This is a genomic window from Clostridium sp. 1001283B150225_161107_B6 (genome assembly GCF_015556325.1).
Lineage (GTDB): Bacteria > Bacillota > Clostridia > Lachnospirales > Lachnospiraceae > Enterocloster.
Window position 1 is genome coordinate 305,466 of sequence record NZ_JADNMD010000002.1, and the last position, 18,718, is coordinate 324,183.

Genomic DNA, 18,718 nt, shown 5'->3' on the forward strand with positions numbered 1-18,718 from the left:
GAATCCTCATTTTGCATTGGCACTTCTGTTCACCGTATTTTCTCCGCCAGGAGAAAATGCCAATGATGTTCCCGGTTTATATGTGCGGCTATCCGGGAAAATCCTGCATCCTGTAAATATTGAGTCAACTGCTCCTGCGTAAAGATACGTATTCCTTCAATGATGCCAGTCCATTTTTCGTCTGCCTGTTTCGTCCTGTCTGATTCATTTACGATCATAAACTCCCCTCCCGGTTTGAGCACCCGATATACTTCTTGAAAACTTTCCATCGGCCCCGGCCAGAAATAGACCGTTTCAAAGGCGGTAATCCCATCAAATGTCTCTGCTTCAAACGGGAAGTGAGATACGTCCCCATGCACAATCTTACATCTCCCAGCTTGTACTGCATGCCGGTTGAACTGCTTTGTTTTGTCACAAGACACCTGGGAATAGTCCATGGCTGTAACCGTTGCAATAGGAAACCGTTTTAAAAGCTCTGCGGTATTGCGTCCTCCTCCACATCCAAAATCCGTAATCATAGAAGGGGCCACAGGAGCGACAGGAAAATGGGAAAGACCCCAATCTGAAACCGCAGCATGACCTTGATTCATGCCATTGACCATCATTTTTCCCATCCAGCCATTCGGCTTTCTGGTGTTGTTAAAAAACTGTTTGAAAATCCCTAGGGAATCACCGATCCTTTCCTACTGTATTAGCACGAGTTCCGTTCTGTTTGAATTACATCCTCATTTCCAAATAAACATAATAAGGTCAACCGTTATGAACACACCTGTGATGATATATTTTGTTTTTCGGGAGATATCAGATATCCATATTTCTCCCATCGTTCCCAAAACAAGACCAAGCCTTGCTATATCCCTTTGCATGGGAGAAAAGCGGAAATCGAAACAATTTCTTACTAAATAAAAATGGTGATAAACTCACCAGATCAGGTGTGCGTACTCGTATCAATACTTTTGTTACAAAAGCGGCAGATCACTCCCCAAGTCTGTTAGAGAAAAATATAACACCTCATACATTCAGAGACTCCGCATCTATGAATCTGCTAGTTTCGGGTGTTGACATTTCAATCATAGCGATATGGCTTGGCCATTCTAGTATCGGAACAACTCATAAATATATGGTTGCTGATATAGAATCAAAACGTAAAGCTATGGAAAAAGCAGGTGCTGCTGGAAATGATTCATACAGATATAAGCCATCCGCTGATTTACTCAGTTTTTTGAACTCATTATAGAACTTTAGTTATATGCTTATACAATGCAATGGTTTGGGCTAATTAACGGCTCGTAAACCATTGCTGCACAAAGCTTTGAACAGCACATAATTCCGGTTATGTCCTTAAGAACATAACCGGAAGAATTGGCTTTTCTCCGACATGATAGATGGGGCGGAAGCAAGTATGGGCATATATGCCATTGTAGAGATGCTGAAACTTCACAGTTCGGAACCGTATAAATACTAGCGCCAGGGTCGACCAGTGTTCAAGAAATATGCAGGCGACCATTATTATAGCTACATGTGCAGAATTACTCCAGGGCTAAACGCCCTGGAGTTTTTAGTTACACACTTAAATTAAGCGCTTACATTATGGCGGTGAGAGGTTCGTTGTTTTTTGCTTTAAATCTATTAATGAAACCTCTAATTCCTGTAACAACAAAAGTGATGAATCCGCTAAACATAAATAAAAATCCAATCGGAATTAAAAAGAAGTTCTCATGCAAAACACCCTCTGCGTCAATATATTCAACTGTCATACCTTTTAAAATAATACATCCCACACCAATTAGTAATAAAACAGCACCTATTGCAATTGATACCATGTTAAATTTAGCTCTTCTTGTTTCACTTCCGTCTTTAATTAGTTTTTCTGTCATGTTGTTCATATCATTTCCTCCTAATATCAATTGATCTAATGAAAGAGAAAACACTTGAGCTATCTGAATAAGTAATTCTAAATCCGGCAGATTCTTATCATTTTCCCAGTTAGAAATGGCTTGCCTTGTTACATTTAATTTTTGTGCCATCTGTTCCTGAGTTAATCCCTCCTTTGTACGAATCTGCTTAATCTGTTTTCCAAAATTCATTTTTTTTCTCCTCCATTTCATGATTTATTGTAGGACACCACATAAAATTTATCAAGAAAGCAGTGCTTGCATCCGTAAATAATGGACGCAAAAGTTGCTTGCATAACTAAACACTTAGAAAATCTCCCAAATTCCTTCATTACGTTGAAATAAAATCCCCATCTCTATACTCATTAGCCTTCCATCAAAATCTCTTAGTAATTGATCTTTTTATACACTCACAATCCTTTGTTAAATTCAAATTATCCTTTTCTCATTACAATCCATTATATAGCTTGAATATAAATAAATCTACTGAAAAACAAAAAAACCTGCCCTTTTTTGCGGTTATGCTGCTGTATTTTGTATCAAATAATAAGTATTAATTTCACAGTTTATTCCAAGAATGATGTGCGATTCACCTTCAAGAACGATACCGAGATAAAAGCATAAATCCAAAAACACGAACTCCTCACTACCATTAGCGGCAGCAAGGAGTTTTCGTTTTACATCTCAATAAAATTAAACTGATTCTTATCTTTGGCCTTTGCCTCATACAAAGCATCATCACAGCGCTTGAATACCTCAGCGGATACATGCGGTAGTTACTTAATCCTAAGAATGCCTATACTACCACCAAGGGGAATGACTTCTCCAGTTTCTCTCAATACGAAATTGTGACGCAGCCTATACAAATACTGATTCAAAGAGTCCTCCAGCTTGGTAATTTGCCCTGCATCATCAAGGATGAACAAAAATTCATCACCGCCGGTTCTGCCGCAAAGTTCACCAAAGGATTCCACCTTAATCTTAGATACAAAACGGATAACCTAGTCGCCTATTTGGTAGCCGTATGTGTTGTTAATGTTACAGAAATCATCCAAATCCAAGCAGCCAAGAACAAAAGGTTCGTTACCATTACAACAGATATCAAGTTGTTCCATAATGGCTTTGTGATTCCACAACTGTGACAGAGAATCACGAGTAGCAAGATATTCAAATTCCACGGCCATTTGTTCCGCTTTGGGTTTTTCTGCACTTGCTTTACTAACACGGTCCGTGATGGCCTTTTGGGAAAGACCCAAGCTGATGCTTATCAGCAAAAATAGAATAATGGTATCGCTGACAAACATATACGGTTTATAAATTTTGTTATACTTCGCAGAAACCGCCGGGGAGAAGAACATCACAACGTACATGATGTTGATAGCTACATTGAGCACATACGATGTTGCAATCAACCATATCCCTATTGACTTCTGCTTCAACGCATCTATGATCAAGCAGACTGCGGCGTACAATATACAAGCAACCATAACGAACATTCCGATGATGAACATGTCGTACATTCTGCAAATGCCAAGCAAGTACAGAGCAGGCTGAATCACTATCATTGCCGAAAGCACAACAGAAGGAATCGTCAGAACTTGCGATGCCGTTCTGCCATAAAACAACGAACAAAAGCAATAAACATAAGCGCACGGAAATACACAAGGAAATATCCCAGCACATCGGTGATTTCGTTGCTGATTGGGAAGATGTTGATAATGTCTGCATCTGTCAAGAAGACAGTGAAATATATATCAGCGGGGTCCCAAGTTCTGTTATAATATTCCGTTTTTCCGCATAGTCTATTTTTTGTTTAGTCCTTTTAGGTAGATTTCTTCCGCATTATTCGCCTTTAAGTCCTGTAAACTTTCGATACACTCCTACACACCGCTTTCAAGCGCGACATTTGCCTCTACAAATTTATGGTTAAAATATTCCTGGATGCGGGCTGAAAAGAATGTGATTGCAAATGCAATCGGTAAAACCCAAAGAGCCATGCGCCAGTCATAGGCAAAAAGGCAGATTGCAATCAGTGTTGTGGAAATGAGTGAACCTGCTAAAGCGAGTACATAATGGAAGAGCGCTATTTCCAGGGTGGCACAATCCCCCATAATAGAATTTGCCAAATCAGCACTGTCCTTTTTCCTGAAAAAGGACAGTGGGAGCTGTTCCGCTAAGGAAACACGCCTTACGCCGCTTTCCACATAAGTGGCATTGTATTGAAAATACGTTACAATGAACATGGGTACAAGACAAGCCAAAGTGTCAACCACATAGAAAGAAATGCGGCTTCCATTTACGCCCCCGTTCATGAGAACAATGACAAAGCTATAGAGAAGCCCAACAGGGATCATAAAGAATATCTCCTGAAACACACACACGATACACCCCTTTATCAAATCGACAGCCCCCTGCCTTGATAACGCAAAACACCTTTACAATGTCTGAATCATGCTCTTACCTCCTAGTGATAAATGATAAAACAACTAGAACAGCATTCCAAGTTGGGAGGGGGACGATAAAAATTTCAGATAATGCAGTTGTTTAGTTTAAAACCCATGATAATATAAGCATAGCAGTTGATGATATATGTAATTGTCGTGTGTGGTAACTCAACAATACAACATATATTCAAAAACTGCTACTTAAAAAAAGTGGTGGATTCACATATCTAGGGCTAGTCACCGCGCTAGAGCGTGTTTGATACAATAGCAAAAACGAATAATAATCCGGGCATAAAAAAGGAATTTTACATAGGGAAATCGGGCAAATAGCGGTTCTTGTATTGCTACTATATCTTGCTATCGTGATACTGATTGCATCGATACGGACATTGATAGCGCTCAGGAAAGGGCGGGAACACGCAAAGAAAACATGGAAAAACATTTTGGAAATGCTTTTTAGCATTCCTTGGAGAGATGCTTGATCCGTTTAATTGGCTGTGATTTTGATAGTGGTAAAGTCCTATTGAGCCAACAGACAAAGTGTATCTTGTTGGTTAACATAAACTAACCAACAAGGTAGGAGGATAGAAGTTGTTCCTATTGTTAAATCTTCTTTTGATATTTTTTGGAATAGGATTATTTGGACTTAGTTACTCGCTCGTGCGTAAAAGAAAAGGTGATACCGAGGGTCTTAAACTTTACGGTGCATTTGCCTATGGGAGCGTTGTTTTTATTGTTTCGGGAGTGGCTCAGATCATCGGGCATTATATATCTTTTTCTTGGTGGTATAGTTCTGTCATATTGATTATCCTGGAAATTGCAGACAATTTCTTAATCCGACCAGGATTTAATAAAAGCGGTAAAGCCGGTTTGAAAAAGAAGAACCTATTGGAAATTTTATTTTCTGTTGTTATCTGTTTGAGTGCTATATTGTTGAAACGAGATTTGTCAAGGGGGCTTTTTGCGAAAAAACAAGGATTATCAATCAAACGCAAGTATTTATAAAAAGAGTTTGAATTTTAGGATTTGTCGGGTTTTTGTCTGTACTCCTCCATCAGCTTATCATTTTCCATAATGAAGGGAGCTGCGGTAGGCTGACCGAAACTGACATCATATTTTGACATCAGGTAGTCATTTAACTCAACTCGACTTGCGAATTTGCTCAGCTGATATGGTTCTTGAAATGCGATCTTTTCCACAAAATACAGCGCGTCCGCAGAAACAGGAAACAATACCCCAATGTGCCCAATGAACAGATAATCTGCGTCATCCCATGAGTCATGGAAAACTACCGATATGAGCCGTGCTTTTGATTGTTTATCAAAGATAATACCACGTTTGGCCCAGTCGCCTTGCAGATTTTCCACATGGACGGAAGTTTCCTGAGTGCTCTCTGTAGGAACAGTGGAATAAAAGGCCAGAAAACGATCATAATCTCCTTCGTTAAGCAATGCGGAAGAGTCCTCTTCCAGAGAAGCCATGTCCTGCATGACCATATCCGATCGAATCTCGGCGTCTGTCGGGATTTCGATGTAGTCGCCAAAAAGGCTGAAGGCTGTAATGCGGCAGTTGTATCCTAAAAAGTATGGATATACCTCGTTTCATTCGTCCTGCATGGTATACGGATCATAGGTTGCCCTTGATACATCTTTCTGCACAAATTCTCCGGCGAGACCTTCTGTAGAAACTGTGCTGTTGAACTGATCGACATGCTCAAAGAATATTTCCTGGCGTTCATCGGAGATACCGGCACTTGACATAATGACAGACAGCTCCTCCTGAACAGAATCGTTCAGGAGGTTGCTGTATTCAATCGTTTCCGGACATGACCGGTCATTGCTTTGCTGACAGCCGGCCAGAAGTATAACCAAGCATAGTGAACTTAAGCTGAAAAGGATTTTTCTCATAAATATCCTCGCATTTTCCTTACATGAAGGTGTTGATGACGCCGATGATCAGCGCGGCTGCGGCCATAATACGGGCAAATTTAAATTTTCCTGCATTACCTTTACTGGTGCGTTCGAGCACGATTGCTGCAATGGCTACGGCACCAATGGCTACACCGATGGCAACCTGTACCGGGAATAATCCAAGGCCGATGCGAATGCCGACAGAAGCTGCGTAGATTGCAAGGGCTGCTACGATGTAGAAGCAGACCTGTTTCATACGGGGACGTCTTACCAGAAACATCAGGCACAAAGACAAAAGACTTGCAGCCACCATAACCATGTAAACAATTACCAACCAATCCAAAGAAGTTAACATATTCATTTCCTCACTTTCGTTTTTTGTGTTGTGTTGCTTTGTTGAGAATAGAATAACAGGAAGTTCTGAAGAAATTTGCAAGACATTTCTAAAAAATTCTGAAGAAACTCTGTTAAAACTCTGAAAGCGTAATCGTTATCTCAAATTCGGATTCGGCTCGCCGAACATCTACAGTTCCTGCGTAGTTGTGTGCAATGCGGCGGATACTGTTCAGTCCCATTTGGTAGCTTTCCTTTTGTTCATCGCCGGGAAAGATGTAATTTTTCTGATATATGACAAGCTGATCCGAATCGGAGCGAACCGATAAGAATACAGGTTGCAGCGGATCCGCATACTTTCGGATGTTTGAGCTGAGATTGTCAAAGATGCGGCGCAGCTCCTGTATGTCAAAACTGCCAGAAAAAGAGAAACAGCTTTTGAGATCAGTCAAAATTTGAAAATCCTCTTCCAACAACTCTTCAAATTCTGTTACAAGCTGTTCCATCAGCAATCGGGAATCTTCAAATCGTTCCGGGTTTCGCCTGCCGCCGTCCAGCAGAATATCGGTCAGCTCTTTGATTTGCTGCGCTTTTACCCGGATCAGTTCTGCATATCCCTGTTGCTCTTGTGCCGGTCGATCATTGTTGCCTGCCAGAAATTCCGAATAGGCCATGATGGAGGTCAGTGGTGTGCGGATATCGTGAGAGAGGGTGCGGATCAGCTGTTCCTTTTCTTCTGCCAATAGGCGTTCCTTCTCTTTTACCTGCTTCTGTGTGATGGAAAGATAGTTTACGGCCTCGGCCAGACGAGTCAGTTCGTTGTTTCCCTCCACGGAAACCAGATGATCCATTTCTCCTAAACGCAGGGCATCGATCCCCTTGATGATATCCCATATGTAGGATAAACGCTCCCCAAGCAGAAAGAGAAACAGGAAAGTAAAAAAGCATACCGATATAAGAAGGCTCAGATTGAACATCCAGCCTTCTAGAGACAGAACTTTGCTTTCTGTGAGGACGATACCCCGGATAACAAGAATGCTGTCGGCCACAGCAGTTGCACAAATGCGGAGCAGCAGAAACAGAATCAGTGTAATAACAAAAGAGAGCGACAACAAGCCAAGAATTTCACGAGGAAGCCTTTTTCCTCTTAGTCGTTTGCTTTCTTCAGTCAATATAATACCCCCTTCCCCATGCAGTCTTAATATAAGTGGGGTTGCGAGAATTGTCTCCCAATTTCTTGCGGATGTTTTTGATATGTACCATAATGGCGCTGTCGCCAACAGCATTGTCATCCCAGATGCTCTGATAGATGTTTTCTAGAGAATAGATTTTTTTCTTATGGGAAGCAAGCAGCTCCAATATCTTAAATTCCGTATAAGTAAGAGCGATTGTCTCACCGTTTTTTATGAACGATTGACTGTCCAAATTCAGCACCACATCCTGAAAGGTTAACTGGTTCGTATCCCGACACGTAGGGGGTGAGACGGTGTAGGCAGGGCTTCGTTTTAAGATAGCCTTGACACGCATCAACAGTTCCACATTGGAGAATGGTTTCACGATGTAGTCATCTGCACCCACAGAAAAGCCCATAACTTTATCCGACTCGCTTGAATAGGCGGTGAGAAAAATAATCGGCGCATCATAACTCTTTCGTATTTCAGCAGCGGCCATAATACCGGAAAGTCCGGGCATATTGACGTCCAGAATATAAAGGTCGATATCCTCTGATGCGGAATCAATGGCACTCTGACCGTCTTCTGCCGTTTCAACAGCATATCCGTTGCTTGTCAGCAGCAATGTCAGAATATCACGGATTTCTTTTTCATCATCAGCTATTAAGATTAGTTTTTTATCATTTTTCATATAGTCACTTGTATGATGTTTATAGAAGCGAAAACATCTACTTTCCTTTCGTTTTAATATCGTGGTTTAATACATTCAGATACTGTGGACTTTTGATTTTTTCCTGTAGCCTTGACTACTCAACAGGAGTGTATTGCCGCTGCCTTTATCTGAATTGTTTATTAGCTGGATGTACCGGAGCGTCTGTTCCAATGAGTACTTATTTCAATCAAGTCTACGATGATAATCACTGGTGGATATCACGGTATCAGACTTTTTGAAAGGGAGGTATAACCTCATGATTTATGTAGGCATTGATATTGCCAAACTCAACCATTTTGCCGCTGCTGTTTCTTCGGAAGGCGAGATACTCATCGAGCCGTTTCAATTCTCAAATGACTATGATGGCTTCTATCTGCTGCTGTCTAAGCTGGCACCACTTGACCAGCACAGCATCATCATAGGTCTTGAATCTACGACACACTACGGTGACAACCTTGTTCGTTTCCTAATCTGCAAGGATTTTAAAGTGTGTGTTCTCAACCCTATCATGACTTCGTCCATGCGTAAAAACAATGTACGCAAGACGAAGATCGATAAAGTCGACACTTTGGTGATTGCTAAAACCCTTATGATGCAGGACTCTCTCAGGTTTTCTACCCTGAAAGATCTGGATTACATTGAACTGAAGGAACTCGGCAGGTTCCGACAGAAGACCATGAAACAGCGTACCCGTTTGAAAATTCAATTGACTTCCTATATGGATCAGGTCTTTCCGGAACTTCAGTATTTTTTCAAATCCGGTCTGCATCAGAAAGCTGTCTATGCACTCTTAAAAGAGGCTCCTATGCCAAAAGACATTGCTTACCTGCACCTGACTCATCTCTCCAATCTCCTTGTCAAATCCTCCCATGGACACTTCACAAAAGATATGGCCAGAGAATTAAGAGTTCTCGCACAGAGGTCTGTCGGCTTAAATGACAGCTCTTTATCTATCCAGATAACTCAGACCATTGCACAGATCGAGTTATTGGATTCACAGTTATTCGAGACAGAACTTGAAATGGCGAATCTTGTCACCTGCCTGCACTCTGTACTCATGACCATTCCCGGCATTGGAACCGTAAATGGCGGGATGATACTGGGTGAGATCGGTGATATTCACCGTTTCTCAACACCAGGTAAACTGCTTGCATTCGCTGGACTGGATCCAACTGTATACCAGTCTGGAAACTTTCAGGCTAAAAGAACCCATATGTCCAAGCGAGGGTCACGTGTACTTCGTTACGCCCTTATGAACGCAGCTCATAATGTTGTAAAGAACAATGCGACTTTCAAGGTTTATTACGACACCAAGAGAGCCGAAGGCCGGACACACTACAATGCCCTTGGACATTGCGCCGGAAAACTTGTCAGGGTCATCTGGAAGATGCTCACTGACGAAGTGGAATTCAACCTCGAATAGAGGCCTGTATACTAATATCGATAGACTTTGAAAAAGCACCTTTAGGGAGTTCTATTAAAGTTACCCTTTTTTTCATCGATATAGAAACGGAATTTTTGGCTAATTTATACTTGACTTTTCATAGCTGGTCTCCTGTCGATGTCCATAATATAAGCAACAGACAGCCTGTTTCTCTATGTGTTGGATACAGACATTCTTATGTAGGTTTATAACCATTGATAAGCAGCTCAAGTCAGGTAGATTCGTATTTTTCTTAAACAGCATATTATTTTATATTAATGATACTATAATAGTGAGGATCCTTCAAGAACAGATATTTCAGAATTAAACTATCCACACAAGAACTTTTACAAAACTGATGGAACTCTATCATTTCTCCTTCAACGATTTCCGCCGATCCTCTCGGAGAGCGCACGACTGCCGCAAGGCAGTACCACCGCCCGCTTACGGGTGGTGAGTAAGTGCGCCCTATCCAAGAACTCGGATAGGGCGCATTATCCGAGATTTTCAATGATCCGAGGAAACTTGTGAATAGCCCCATTCTACAAGGCTTTCAAAGAAGTTTTCTCGGATAATTATTGCTGAAAAAATCACCGGTCATTTCGATAATTATCCGAGGTAATTGTTATGAAATGCTTGTATTCATTGGCTTTAGCTGATTTATCTCGGATAATGCGCCCTTGGTATAATCACACTAAAGGATTTGGACTGCGCCGAAAAAGACACTCCGCTTTTCTCCGAACTCCGTAACGCTCAGAAGGCTCAAAACAGGGCAGGCAGGGCAAACACATTACCCACATAGAATTAGCCTAAAAAACTCCTTGCCACACAAGGCTTTCAGAGGTCGAAACGGTTACTTTCTCTTTCGACTCGTAAAACCGAAAACACGATTTATGTTTCACTTGCCGAAAGCGTGTTTTTCGCTTATAATGCCTGTATCGTTCCTTTCTCATAACTGCTTTTCCATTCACCACAAATGAGCCGCAGTCACTATGTATTAGGTATCAGAAACTACCCTTTATATAGTAACTCTTATGAACAAATATCCGTCTTCATCAGTAGGACAATCTTTTTATATATTTATTGATATATTTGACAGTGTTTTTCCAAAGCGGTATTTCACGTTGTTTTCGGCCCTTTCCATATACTTTTAAATTGGCATGATTGATGGAGTCTGTTTTCTGGATATCAGTCAACTTTATTGCAAGTAATTCTGATACCCGTATGCCAGAATTATACAGAATCATAAGCTTCAGTTTATCTCTTGCACCAATGAATGTATTGGTATCACAAACAGTTATTAGAGAATCGAATTCTGCTCTAGTGAGAAAAACCATAGTTGGTTGCTTGTGCTTTTGAGCTGATAACATAAGTGCACGTTTTGTTATAGCACTATATTCGGGTTCCAGTTCCGAAACATAATGTATGAAAGATTTTATAGCATTGATTCTGTTATAATCGTAACAGGCTTATTGCATCTTACTTTTTCAAGATATTCGCAAAACCCTTGAAGATAACTGAGATCAAAATGCGCTATTTCTACTAAGGACATGCAGTTTAGCGTTGATATCTACTCCCTGCTTGTTCCATCTTCGAATAGCATTACATGCCATGGTATGCCGGAAATCGTATAGTCTGACATGAGGATATCCAGTTGGAGTCGCTTTGATACAAGGACGTATAAGTTTAAATGCATAAGCTAATGCGGATTCTGTTAAAGGAACGCCTTCCGTTGTATAAAAAACGCTTCGTAAGGCATCTTATAATCGAGTTTGTTACTAATCCGCTGCTTGTAAGATTGAAGTTTTGCAGAAACGGAATCATCAATAGGAATAATACGTTCCTTTGAAAACTTTGTTTTCTGTATATGAAGTAGCTGTTGTTCAAGATTTACATCTGCAATAGTAAGTTTTATTGGCTCGGATGGTCTCGATCTGGTTGACCATAGTAATCCGATAACTGTTTCAACTGTATAAGCACGTATTCCATCTGGAGAATAGTTTCTTTATATCATCCTTGCAAAAAAAATGGTACGGTTGAAATTGACAAGAACAAAAAGTAAATGAATTACAACAAATGAAAGAACGGGATTTTTCTTTTGTAAAAAAAGAATTTTGTAGACAAAGGTAATGTCGAAAGAAACGAGAAATTTTGTTAATTATTATCTTGATAAAAATTTTTATGGAGAAAAGGACCAAAACAGGCGTTTGATTTTGGATACAGATTCCAGATTAAAGACGTTCATAAATCTAATCATCCGCGGACAAGCAATGAAAAGTGGACAAATGTTTGGAAATTTAAAGTTTTACGAAAAAGAAGAGTATGGAAAGAAGCATAGAGTTATCTGTTTTGATAGTTTGTATGAAGAGAAAAATATGAACTAATCTCGGTGTTTTATTATCAGGTTTATAAACAAGCGAATGAGGTGTTTAAATATTACAAATTTTTTGAAACACATAATCAAGCTTATTAAAAAACTGGTATAAAAATATCGAGGAACTTTCTCTTTATGGCACGGAAGTGACAGCGAAATTTGGAGATAGATTTCTTACTTTATCCTGTTGTTCATATCATGTAAAGGATGGGCGATTCGGCGTTGTAATAAAAGGTGTAATTGATAAGTTTACACAAAATAGGTGTATTTAATTCATAAATATAAAAAACAAAAAGTAGCATAGCGCAAGCGATAATTGCCTAAAAAAGCGCGATGCAAGAGTTACTTGCTTGCCTTTTTCACTAAAATTGCCTATGGTTATTCAATGAAGTTTCTGATTTGTTTCTAGGAGGTAAAAAAACAGGTAGACGAAAAATCGGATTCATTCAAAAAAATTAACAAAAATAGAAAAGGAGAAAATGTAGTATGCAATTTTCAAAAAATGTAAAAATAACGATAGGAATTATGTGTCTGACCGGTGTGTGTGCGTTATCTTCACTGGTTGGATGCTCGGGCAACCATGGAACGAACAAGAAAACAGAAACAACGAATAAAGTGGCTAATGAAACAACCGGCGAAGTATTGAATGCAGGAATGATGAATCTTGAAGATGATATCTTTGGCAATGAAAGCTATGAACAGGATACCTATAAAACGGTAACAGGCGAAGAGGTTAAAAGTGATGATGAAAGAGTTGTATTTTATAATGCAACAGGATACATAACACCAGACGCATGGAAAGAAAAAGGTATTATGGCAAATTCGGACGGCACAGATTTAAATATTTCATTCTTTTCAACACTGTTTTTTGAAGAGATAAATGCAATGACAGAAGAAGAGGCTGCAAGTGTAACGCCAGAAGAATTTGAGGGTAGAGGCGTTTCCTTTGGAAAACTGTTTTACAGAGAAGGAAAGGGAGATGATACAGAAGCGAGTGAATATGGTAAAAAAAGTGGATTTGAAATTTGTGAGAGAGTCGGAACCTATGCTGGAAACACCTATTATATAGCTTACAGTAATGAAAAAACAAGAGAAGACTTCCCGGGATTAAAGGATGAAGAATATAAGGAATACGAAGAACTGACAGGTGAAATAAAAAATCTGAAAGAGCATATATTGGTGTTTAAACCTATGATGGACAGCATTGCAAAAGGATTTGCAAATTTTAAAGCAGAAGATTTAGAAGGAAATGAGATTACGCAAGATATTTTTAACCAGTATGATCTTACGATGATCAATGTTTGGGCGACCTGGTGCGGTTCTTGTTTAGCAGAAATGCCGGACTTGGTGAAACTTCATAACGGATTAAATGAAAACGTGAACATGATTTCGATCTGTATTGATGCAACAGAAAACAAAGAGACCGCACAAAAGATCATGAAAACGGAAAATGCGAAATTTACCACACTTATGGATAATGAGCAGCTTAAAGAAAGTATTTTAAACAACTTAGGCGCAGTTCCTACCAGTATTTTCGTTGACAAGGAAGGAAATGTGGTTGGTAAAATGGTTGAAGGCGCAAGAAGCCTTGAAGAATATGAATCAATCATTGAAGATAAGCTGACGGAATTACAGAACCAGTAGAACATAGTTGGAATATTGGAGAAGATATATGCGCAAGAATAATTTTATCGGAAACGGGATTTTAGGTATATCCGTAATATTGATGGCAATCGGAATTTGTAGAAAGGAGCATCTAATCGTATTTAAGAAGGCAATAAATATTTGTTTAGAATGCATCGGAATTGGGTAATGAAAAAAAATAGACATTACATACAAATTTTTTCGGCATTTCTTTTTAATAGTTATCTTTTAGGATTTCGTGATAAAACAATTTTTAAAGGAAAAACTAAAATGGCGTGTGTGCCTATATTAAATTGTTATTCTTGCCCTAGTGCACTTGGAGCTTGCCCTATTGGGGCGCTCCAGGCCTCGCTGGGGGACATTAACAATAAAACTGCCTTTTACGTATTAGGGACGATTATGCTTTTTGGAATTTTGGTAGGAAGATTGATTTGTGGTTTTTTGTGTTTGTTTGGTTTTATTCAAGATTTATTATATAAGATTCCGACAAAAAAGATATCTATTTCTGCTTGGTTAGATAAAAAGTTGCGTTTTGTGAAATACATAATATTCATTTCGTTTGTTATTATATTTCCGATGGTGCTTACTAATAAGTATGGATTGGGAGCTCCGTACTTTTGCAAATTAATTTGTCCTGCTGGAATGTTGGAAGGTGGGATACCTTTGGTTTTGATGAGCAGCACATTAAAAGAAACGATTGGTTTTTTATATTATTGGAAGTTTTGCATACTGGTTTTTGTTGTAATAATATCAATCTTTATTTATCGTCCATTTTGTAAATATATATGTCCGTTAGGGGCACTATATGGATTGTTTAATCGTTTTAGTTTTTATAGAATGGAAATAGATAAAAATAAATGCATCGACTGTAAAGTATGTGAACGTAATTGCAGAATGCAGGTAAAGGTTCTTGAAAACATTAATTCAGCGGAATGCATTAGATGTATGGAATGTAAAAATATTTGTCCAAAGGGTGCAATAGAAACTAATTTTTTTGAGAAAAAATTATAATATTTTAGTTTATATCAATTTCTTCATTGATTTCAATAATTGTTATATTGATTTACATAGTAAGAGGAACATATAAAAATGAAAAAAATTAAATGGGTTGTGATTTTTACAATAAGTGTTATTTGTATATTGATTGGAATAGTCATGTTTAATCGCTTTCGGATATCTTTTGAAGAGTTAAATGAAATTGATAAAAAAATGTTGACTGAAATGGATATGTATTGCAAGAAAGAAATTGAGTCTGAGTTATGGCCTGGATATAAATTAAGTGATAAAACAATATTTGCTTATGATGGGATATTTGGTTCGGCGTACATAATAAATCCTTCTTCTGAGATTAAAAGTATGTTTGCAACAAAAATCATCTTACCAGAAGAATGCAACTTAAATGTTTACAGGTTAGCAAAATTCACACTGCAAGTATTTATCAAAAGATTAATGCCTGGTTCTTTCAATGTGATTGGTGAAAAAATAAAAATATTTGGAAATGAAGTTTACTACATAAAGTACGATGAATCCAATTTTGAAAAAGAATTTTCAAGTAAACATTTTATGCCATTTCTTGTACATGAAGCATTTCATTATTTTATGCAAAACGAATGGTCTGGAGGAAGTCGATTTTATGGAGAGTTAACCGAATCGGATATTTCACTTATTGAAAAAGAATATGTAATATTAGAAAATATTCGAATCGAGTTAAAAAAAGAAAAACCAAGCAGAGATGAATTATTGAATTACTCAAACGAGTTGATTGTCGTTAGGGAAGAACGAATTAAAAATAATCCTGAATATTTGGAAAAAGAATTAAGTATGGAAACTGATGAAGGCACAGCTGAATATGTTGGAATAAAAGCTGCTGAAATTGTAGGATACAATTATAATGTTATGTATTTTGATAGTGGAAAAGACATTCCTTTTGATGGAGTAATACCTGTTTTGAAAGCAGGTGCGTTGGAAAAAAGCTTTTTAGCAGATAGTATGCCTTATGAAACAGGAGCATTATTATGTTTGTTGTTAGAAGAATTAGAGATTCCAAATTGGCAGGAAAAACTAAATGAACAAACGGAAACAACACCGGTATTTCTATATGAAATTTTGAAAGAAAATATATAGTGCGAAAGAAAGGAAAAGTGAAAGAGGTTTTAAGATAGAATGATAGCGTCAGTCATGGTCTGGGAAAATTAGAAGGATATCCAACTGTCAAACAGATGCTATTGTAAATTTTTACTTGAAAGATAAGGAGTTTATTAGAGATATGAAAAAAGAATACATTGAGATGGATGTATTCGATGCGTTGCAGAAGAGATTTGCGTTTTTGTTTCAGGAATTTAAAAATATTTATATCTCATTCAGCGGCGGCAAGGATAGCGGTGTTCTTTTAAATTTGCTGCTGGATTACAGGAATAAGCATGCTTCAGATCGTGTGATTGGCATATTCCATCAGGATTTTGAGGCGCAGTATACCGTGACTACGGACTATATTACCCGCACTTTCAAGCGCCTGGAAAACAAATCAGGCATAGACCTTTACTGGGTCTGCCTTCCTATGGCAACACGGACAGCACTGAGTAGTTACGAAATGTATTGGTATCCTTGGGATGATACAAAACAGGATACATGGGTACGTCCAATACCAGAGTATCCCTATGTCATTAATCTGACGAAGCCTTTTGCCCACTATCGTTACAGGATGCATCAGGAAGATTTGGCAAAACAGTTTGGCCGATTCTACAAGGAGGAACATGGGAATGGCAGGACGGTCTGCCTGCTTGGTATGCGGGCGGATGAGTCTCTGCAGCGGTACAGCGGATTTGTCAATAAAAAACATGGGTATCAAAATGAGTGCTGGATTTCCAAGCAATTCAAAGACGTATGGTGTGCTTCACCTTTATACGACTGGTCAAACTCTGATGTATGGTGCGCGAATTACCGATTTGATTATGACTACAATCATTTATATGACCTATATTATAAGGCAGGATTAAAGATAGATCAGATGCGGGTGGCATCTCCCTTTAATGACTATTCCAAAGATGCTTTGAATCTGTATCGGGTTATCGATCCAGAAATATGGGTGAAACTGGTGGGGCGGGTGTGCGGAGCAAATTTTGGAGCTATTTATGGTAAGACAAAAGCGATGGGTTATCGCAGTATTACGTTACCAGAGGGTCATACCTGGAAATCATACACTCAATTTTTGCTGGATACGTTACCTGCCCGACTGCGGAATAATTATGTGAAAAAGTTTAACACCTCCATCCGGTTCTGGCACGATAGCGGAGGTGGATTGTCTGAGGAAACAATCCGAGAGCTTGTGGAACATGGGTACCACATTCGGAGAAATGGTATATCTAACTATACACTCAACAAAAATTCTCGTATTATTTTTCTTGGACCAATTCCTGATCATACCGATGATATTAAGAGCACGAAAGATATACCAAGTTGGAAACGGATGTGCTGCTGTATTTTGAAAAATGACCATACCTGTCGGTTTATGGGGTTTGGGCTTACGCGGCAGGAACAAAAACGTGTGGATATTATTAGACGTAAGTACGGAGGGATGATAGATGGTAAATAAGGAATTCAGAAGCCCGGTATACCATATCAGTGCGGTACCATTTGAAAACATTGTACCCAATACATATAACCCGAATAACGTGGCCCCACCGGAAATGAGGTTGTTGTACGATAGCATCAAAGAGGACGGTTATACTATGCCGATTGTTTGTTATTATGCAAAAGGCAGTGATAAGTATGTAATTGTAGATGGCTTTCATCGTTGGAGAGTGATGCGGGATTACCCGGATATTTATGAGCGAGAGAAGGGGATGATACCGGTTTCGGTAATCGATAAACCGTTATCTGACCGTATGGCCAGCACCATCCGGCATAACCGCGCCCGTGGAACGCATGATGTGGACTTAATGAGTAATATCATTAAGGAACTGCACGAGTTGGGGCGTTCGGATGCGTGGATTTCCAAACACCTGGGAATGGACCGGGATGAAATTTTAAGGCTCAAGCAAATTACTGGCCTGGCTGCGCTGTTCCGTGATGTGAAATTTGGTCAGGCATGGAGGCCTGGAGAAGATAGGGTTCCGGATGATGAGTCCTCTGATAGTTTGCAAAGAAAATCTATCAAGGATTGTTAAAGAGGAAAATTTTTAGGTAATTGATTAAAAAATAGGAATAAGAAAAAGCCATCTAATTAAAATTCTTTAAAAACAGAGTCGATGAAAGTTTTTCTGTAATAAAAGATTTATAAGGCCTTTTACTATGCTCAAATAAGAACATAGTAGGAGGCCTTTATTATGGAAGGATAAATGTTGAATCTACCTAGTATAGTTCACTTTAATCATCTTTAGTTTCATCAGATCAAAGAGTACAATATCCCAATGATGTTGCGCCAGATAAGTAATAAGTTAGTTGGTATGAGTTATACTAGGATGTTCAAAAGGAAATGTCTTTCTACATTGATATTTTTTTGTTTTTTGTATTTTTTAATTTTATCAGATAATAATTATAAAAATGCACAAAATAAAACATTAAAATGCCAATTAATTGTTAAAAGTATATACCCTGTATTGAACATTTCCATTCGTAGATATAAAATTAAAATACAATATACAAGAAAGAGGGAAAGTATATGTTGAAAATTAGTTCAATATTCATGGGGGTGCAATATCAGGAGCGCATAGGAGAGCTTAGAGGCGCATGATATTTCACAAGGTATACAGTGCGTCTGCGTTCTTTTTCATAGGTCGGCGAAATCAGAAATCGGAAGAAGGGGAAGTAGG

General features: G+C 38.7%; 17 protein-coding genes and 1 pseudogene. 9 read left to right on the forward strand and 9 right to left on the reverse strand.

The window, feature by feature from the left end; translation table 11 throughout:
- Positions 1-29: 29 nt before the first annotated feature.
- Entirely contained in the window at positions 30-614 is a 585-nt protein-coding gene (locus I2H39_RS06510; protein ID WP_118077409.1) for a class I SAM-dependent methyltransferase, read from the reverse strand.
- Between the two features lie 233 nt (positions 615-847).
- Between I2H39_RS06510 and I2H39_RS06515 the strand changes: the two genes are divergently transcribed.
- Positions 848-1,237 (forward strand): tyrosine-type recombinase/integrase, encoded by a 390-nt coding sequence (locus I2H39_RS06515; RefSeq protein ID WP_195626100.1) that lies wholly within the window; start codon positions 848-850, stop codon positions 1,235-1,237.
- 346 nt (positions 1,238-1,583) lie between these two features.
- Here I2H39_RS06515 and I2H39_RS06520 read toward each other — a convergent pair whose 3' ends face one another.
- The 3 genes from I2H39_RS06520 to I2H39_RS06530 all read right to left on the reverse strand — a co-directional run bounded on the left by I2H39_RS06520 (position 1,584) and on the right by I2H39_RS06530 (position 4,270).
- Positions 1,584-2,087 (reverse strand): DUF3955 domain-containing protein, encoded by a 504-nt coding sequence (locus I2H39_RS06520; protein ID WP_118077407.1) that lies wholly within the window; start codon positions 2,085-2,087, stop codon positions 1,584-1,586.
- Positions 2,088-2,896: 809 nt separating this feature from the next.
- Complete coding sequence (locus I2H39_RS06525; RefSeq protein WP_207746771.1) at positions 2,897-3,415, reverse strand: diguanylate cyclase; 519 nt, start codon at positions 3,413-3,415, stop codon at positions 2,897-2,899.
- 360 nt (positions 3,416-3,775) lie between these two features.
- A complete protein-coding gene (locus I2H39_RS06530) occupies positions 3,776-4,270 on the reverse strand; it encodes an ABC transporter transmembrane domain-containing protein (protein ID WP_227146767.1) in 495 nt (164 codons plus the stop codon).
- A gap of 660 nt (positions 4,271-4,930) precedes the next feature.
- Between I2H39_RS06530 and I2H39_RS06535 the strand changes: the two genes are divergently transcribed.
- On the forward strand, positions 4,931-5,344 hold the full coding sequence (locus tag I2H39_RS06535; protein ID WP_227146770.1) for a hypothetical protein: 414 nt from the start codon (positions 4,931-4,933) through the stop codon (positions 5,342-5,344).
- A 14-nt stretch (positions 5,345-5,358) separates the two neighbouring features.
- On the opposite strand, the pseudogene I2H39_RS06540 reads toward I2H39_RS06535, so the two are convergent.
- The 4 genes and pseudogenes from I2H39_RS06540 to I2H39_RS06560 form a co-directional block, all read right to left on the reverse strand.
- A pseudogene (locus tag I2H39_RS06540) lies at positions 5,359-6,246 on the reverse strand (DUF4300 family protein).
- A 19-nt stretch (positions 6,247-6,265) separates the two neighbouring features.
- Positions 6,266-6,592, reverse strand: coding sequence for a hypothetical protein (locus I2H39_RS06550; protein ID WP_147418940.1), 327 nt, complete (start codon positions 6,590-6,592; stop codon positions 6,266-6,268).
- A 124-nt stretch (positions 6,593-6,716) separates the two neighbouring features.
- Complete coding sequence (locus I2H39_RS06555; RefSeq protein ID WP_182464869.1) at positions 6,717-7,754, reverse strand: HAMP domain-containing sensor histidine kinase; 1,038 nt, start codon at positions 7,752-7,754, stop codon at positions 6,717-6,719.
- Positions 7,747-8,445 carry a response regulator transcription factor gene (locus I2H39_RS06560; protein WP_117634835.1) on the reverse strand — a complete coding sequence of 233 codons (699 nt, stop codon included), beginning with the start codon at positions 8,443-8,445 and terminating at the stop codon, positions 7,747-7,749. Before I2H39_RS06560 ends, I2H39_RS06555 begins: the two co-directional genes overlap by 8 nt.
- A 277-nt stretch (positions 8,446-8,722) precedes the next feature.
- On the opposite strand from I2H39_RS06560, the gene I2H39_RS06565 reads away from it, so the two are divergent.
- Positions 8,723-9,889: an IS110 family transposase gene (locus I2H39_RS06565; protein WP_195626101.1), complete on the forward strand. Its 1,167-nt coding sequence runs from the start codon at positions 8,723-8,725 to the stop codon at positions 9,887-9,889.
- A gap of 1,714 nt (positions 9,890-11,603) precedes the next feature.
- Here I2H39_RS06565 and I2H39_RS06575 read toward each other — a convergent pair.
- Positions 11,604-11,873 carry a tyrosine-type recombinase/integrase gene (locus I2H39_RS06575; protein WP_117635004.1) on the reverse strand — a complete coding sequence of 90 codons (270 nt, stop codon included), beginning with the start codon at positions 11,871-11,873 and terminating at the stop codon, positions 11,604-11,606.
- Positions 11,874-12,749: 876 nt separating this feature from the next.
- On the opposite strand from I2H39_RS06575, the gene I2H39_RS06580 reads away from it, so the two are divergent.
- The 6 genes from I2H39_RS06580 (at position 12,750) to I2H39_RS06600 (ending at position 18,073) form a co-directional block, all read left to right on the forward strand.
- Positions 12,750-13,907, forward strand: coding sequence for a TlpA disulfide reductase family protein (locus I2H39_RS06580; protein ID WP_117635000.1), 1,158 nt, complete (start codon positions 12,750-12,752; stop codon positions 13,905-13,907).
- Between the two features lie 82 nt (positions 13,908-13,989).
- Positions 13,990-14,076: a CD1871A family CXXC motif-containing protein gene (locus I2H39_RS29615; protein WP_333490840.1), complete on the forward strand. Its 87-nt coding sequence runs from the start codon at positions 13,990-13,992 to the stop codon at positions 14,074-14,076.
- Complete coding sequence (locus I2H39_RS06585; RefSeq protein WP_118077283.1) at positions 14,076-14,918, forward strand: 4Fe-4S binding protein; 843 nt, start codon at positions 14,076-14,078, stop codon at positions 14,916-14,918. Before I2H39_RS29615 ends, I2H39_RS06585 begins: the two co-directional genes overlap by 1 nt.
- 78 nt (positions 14,919-14,996) lie before the next feature.
- Entirely contained in the window at positions 14,997-16,031 is a 1,035-nt protein-coding gene (locus tag I2H39_RS06590; RefSeq protein WP_117634085.1) for a hypothetical protein, read from the forward strand.
- A 142-nt stretch (positions 16,032-16,173) separates the two neighbouring features.
- The gene (locus I2H39_RS06595) at positions 16,174-17,499 is read left to right on the forward strand and encodes a DUF3440 domain-containing protein (RefSeq protein WP_117634086.1); all 1,326 of its coding nucleotides are present in this window, start codon (positions 16,174-16,176) and stop codon (positions 17,497-17,499) included.
- Positions 17,489-18,073: a ParB/RepB/Spo0J family partition protein gene (locus I2H39_RS06600; RefSeq protein ID WP_118077281.1), complete on the forward strand. Its 585-nt coding sequence runs from the start codon at positions 17,489-17,491 to the stop codon at positions 18,071-18,073. The genes I2H39_RS06595 and I2H39_RS06600 overlap by 11 nt, the downstream gene beginning before the upstream one ends.
- Positions 18,074-18,718 lie beyond the last annotated feature (645 nt).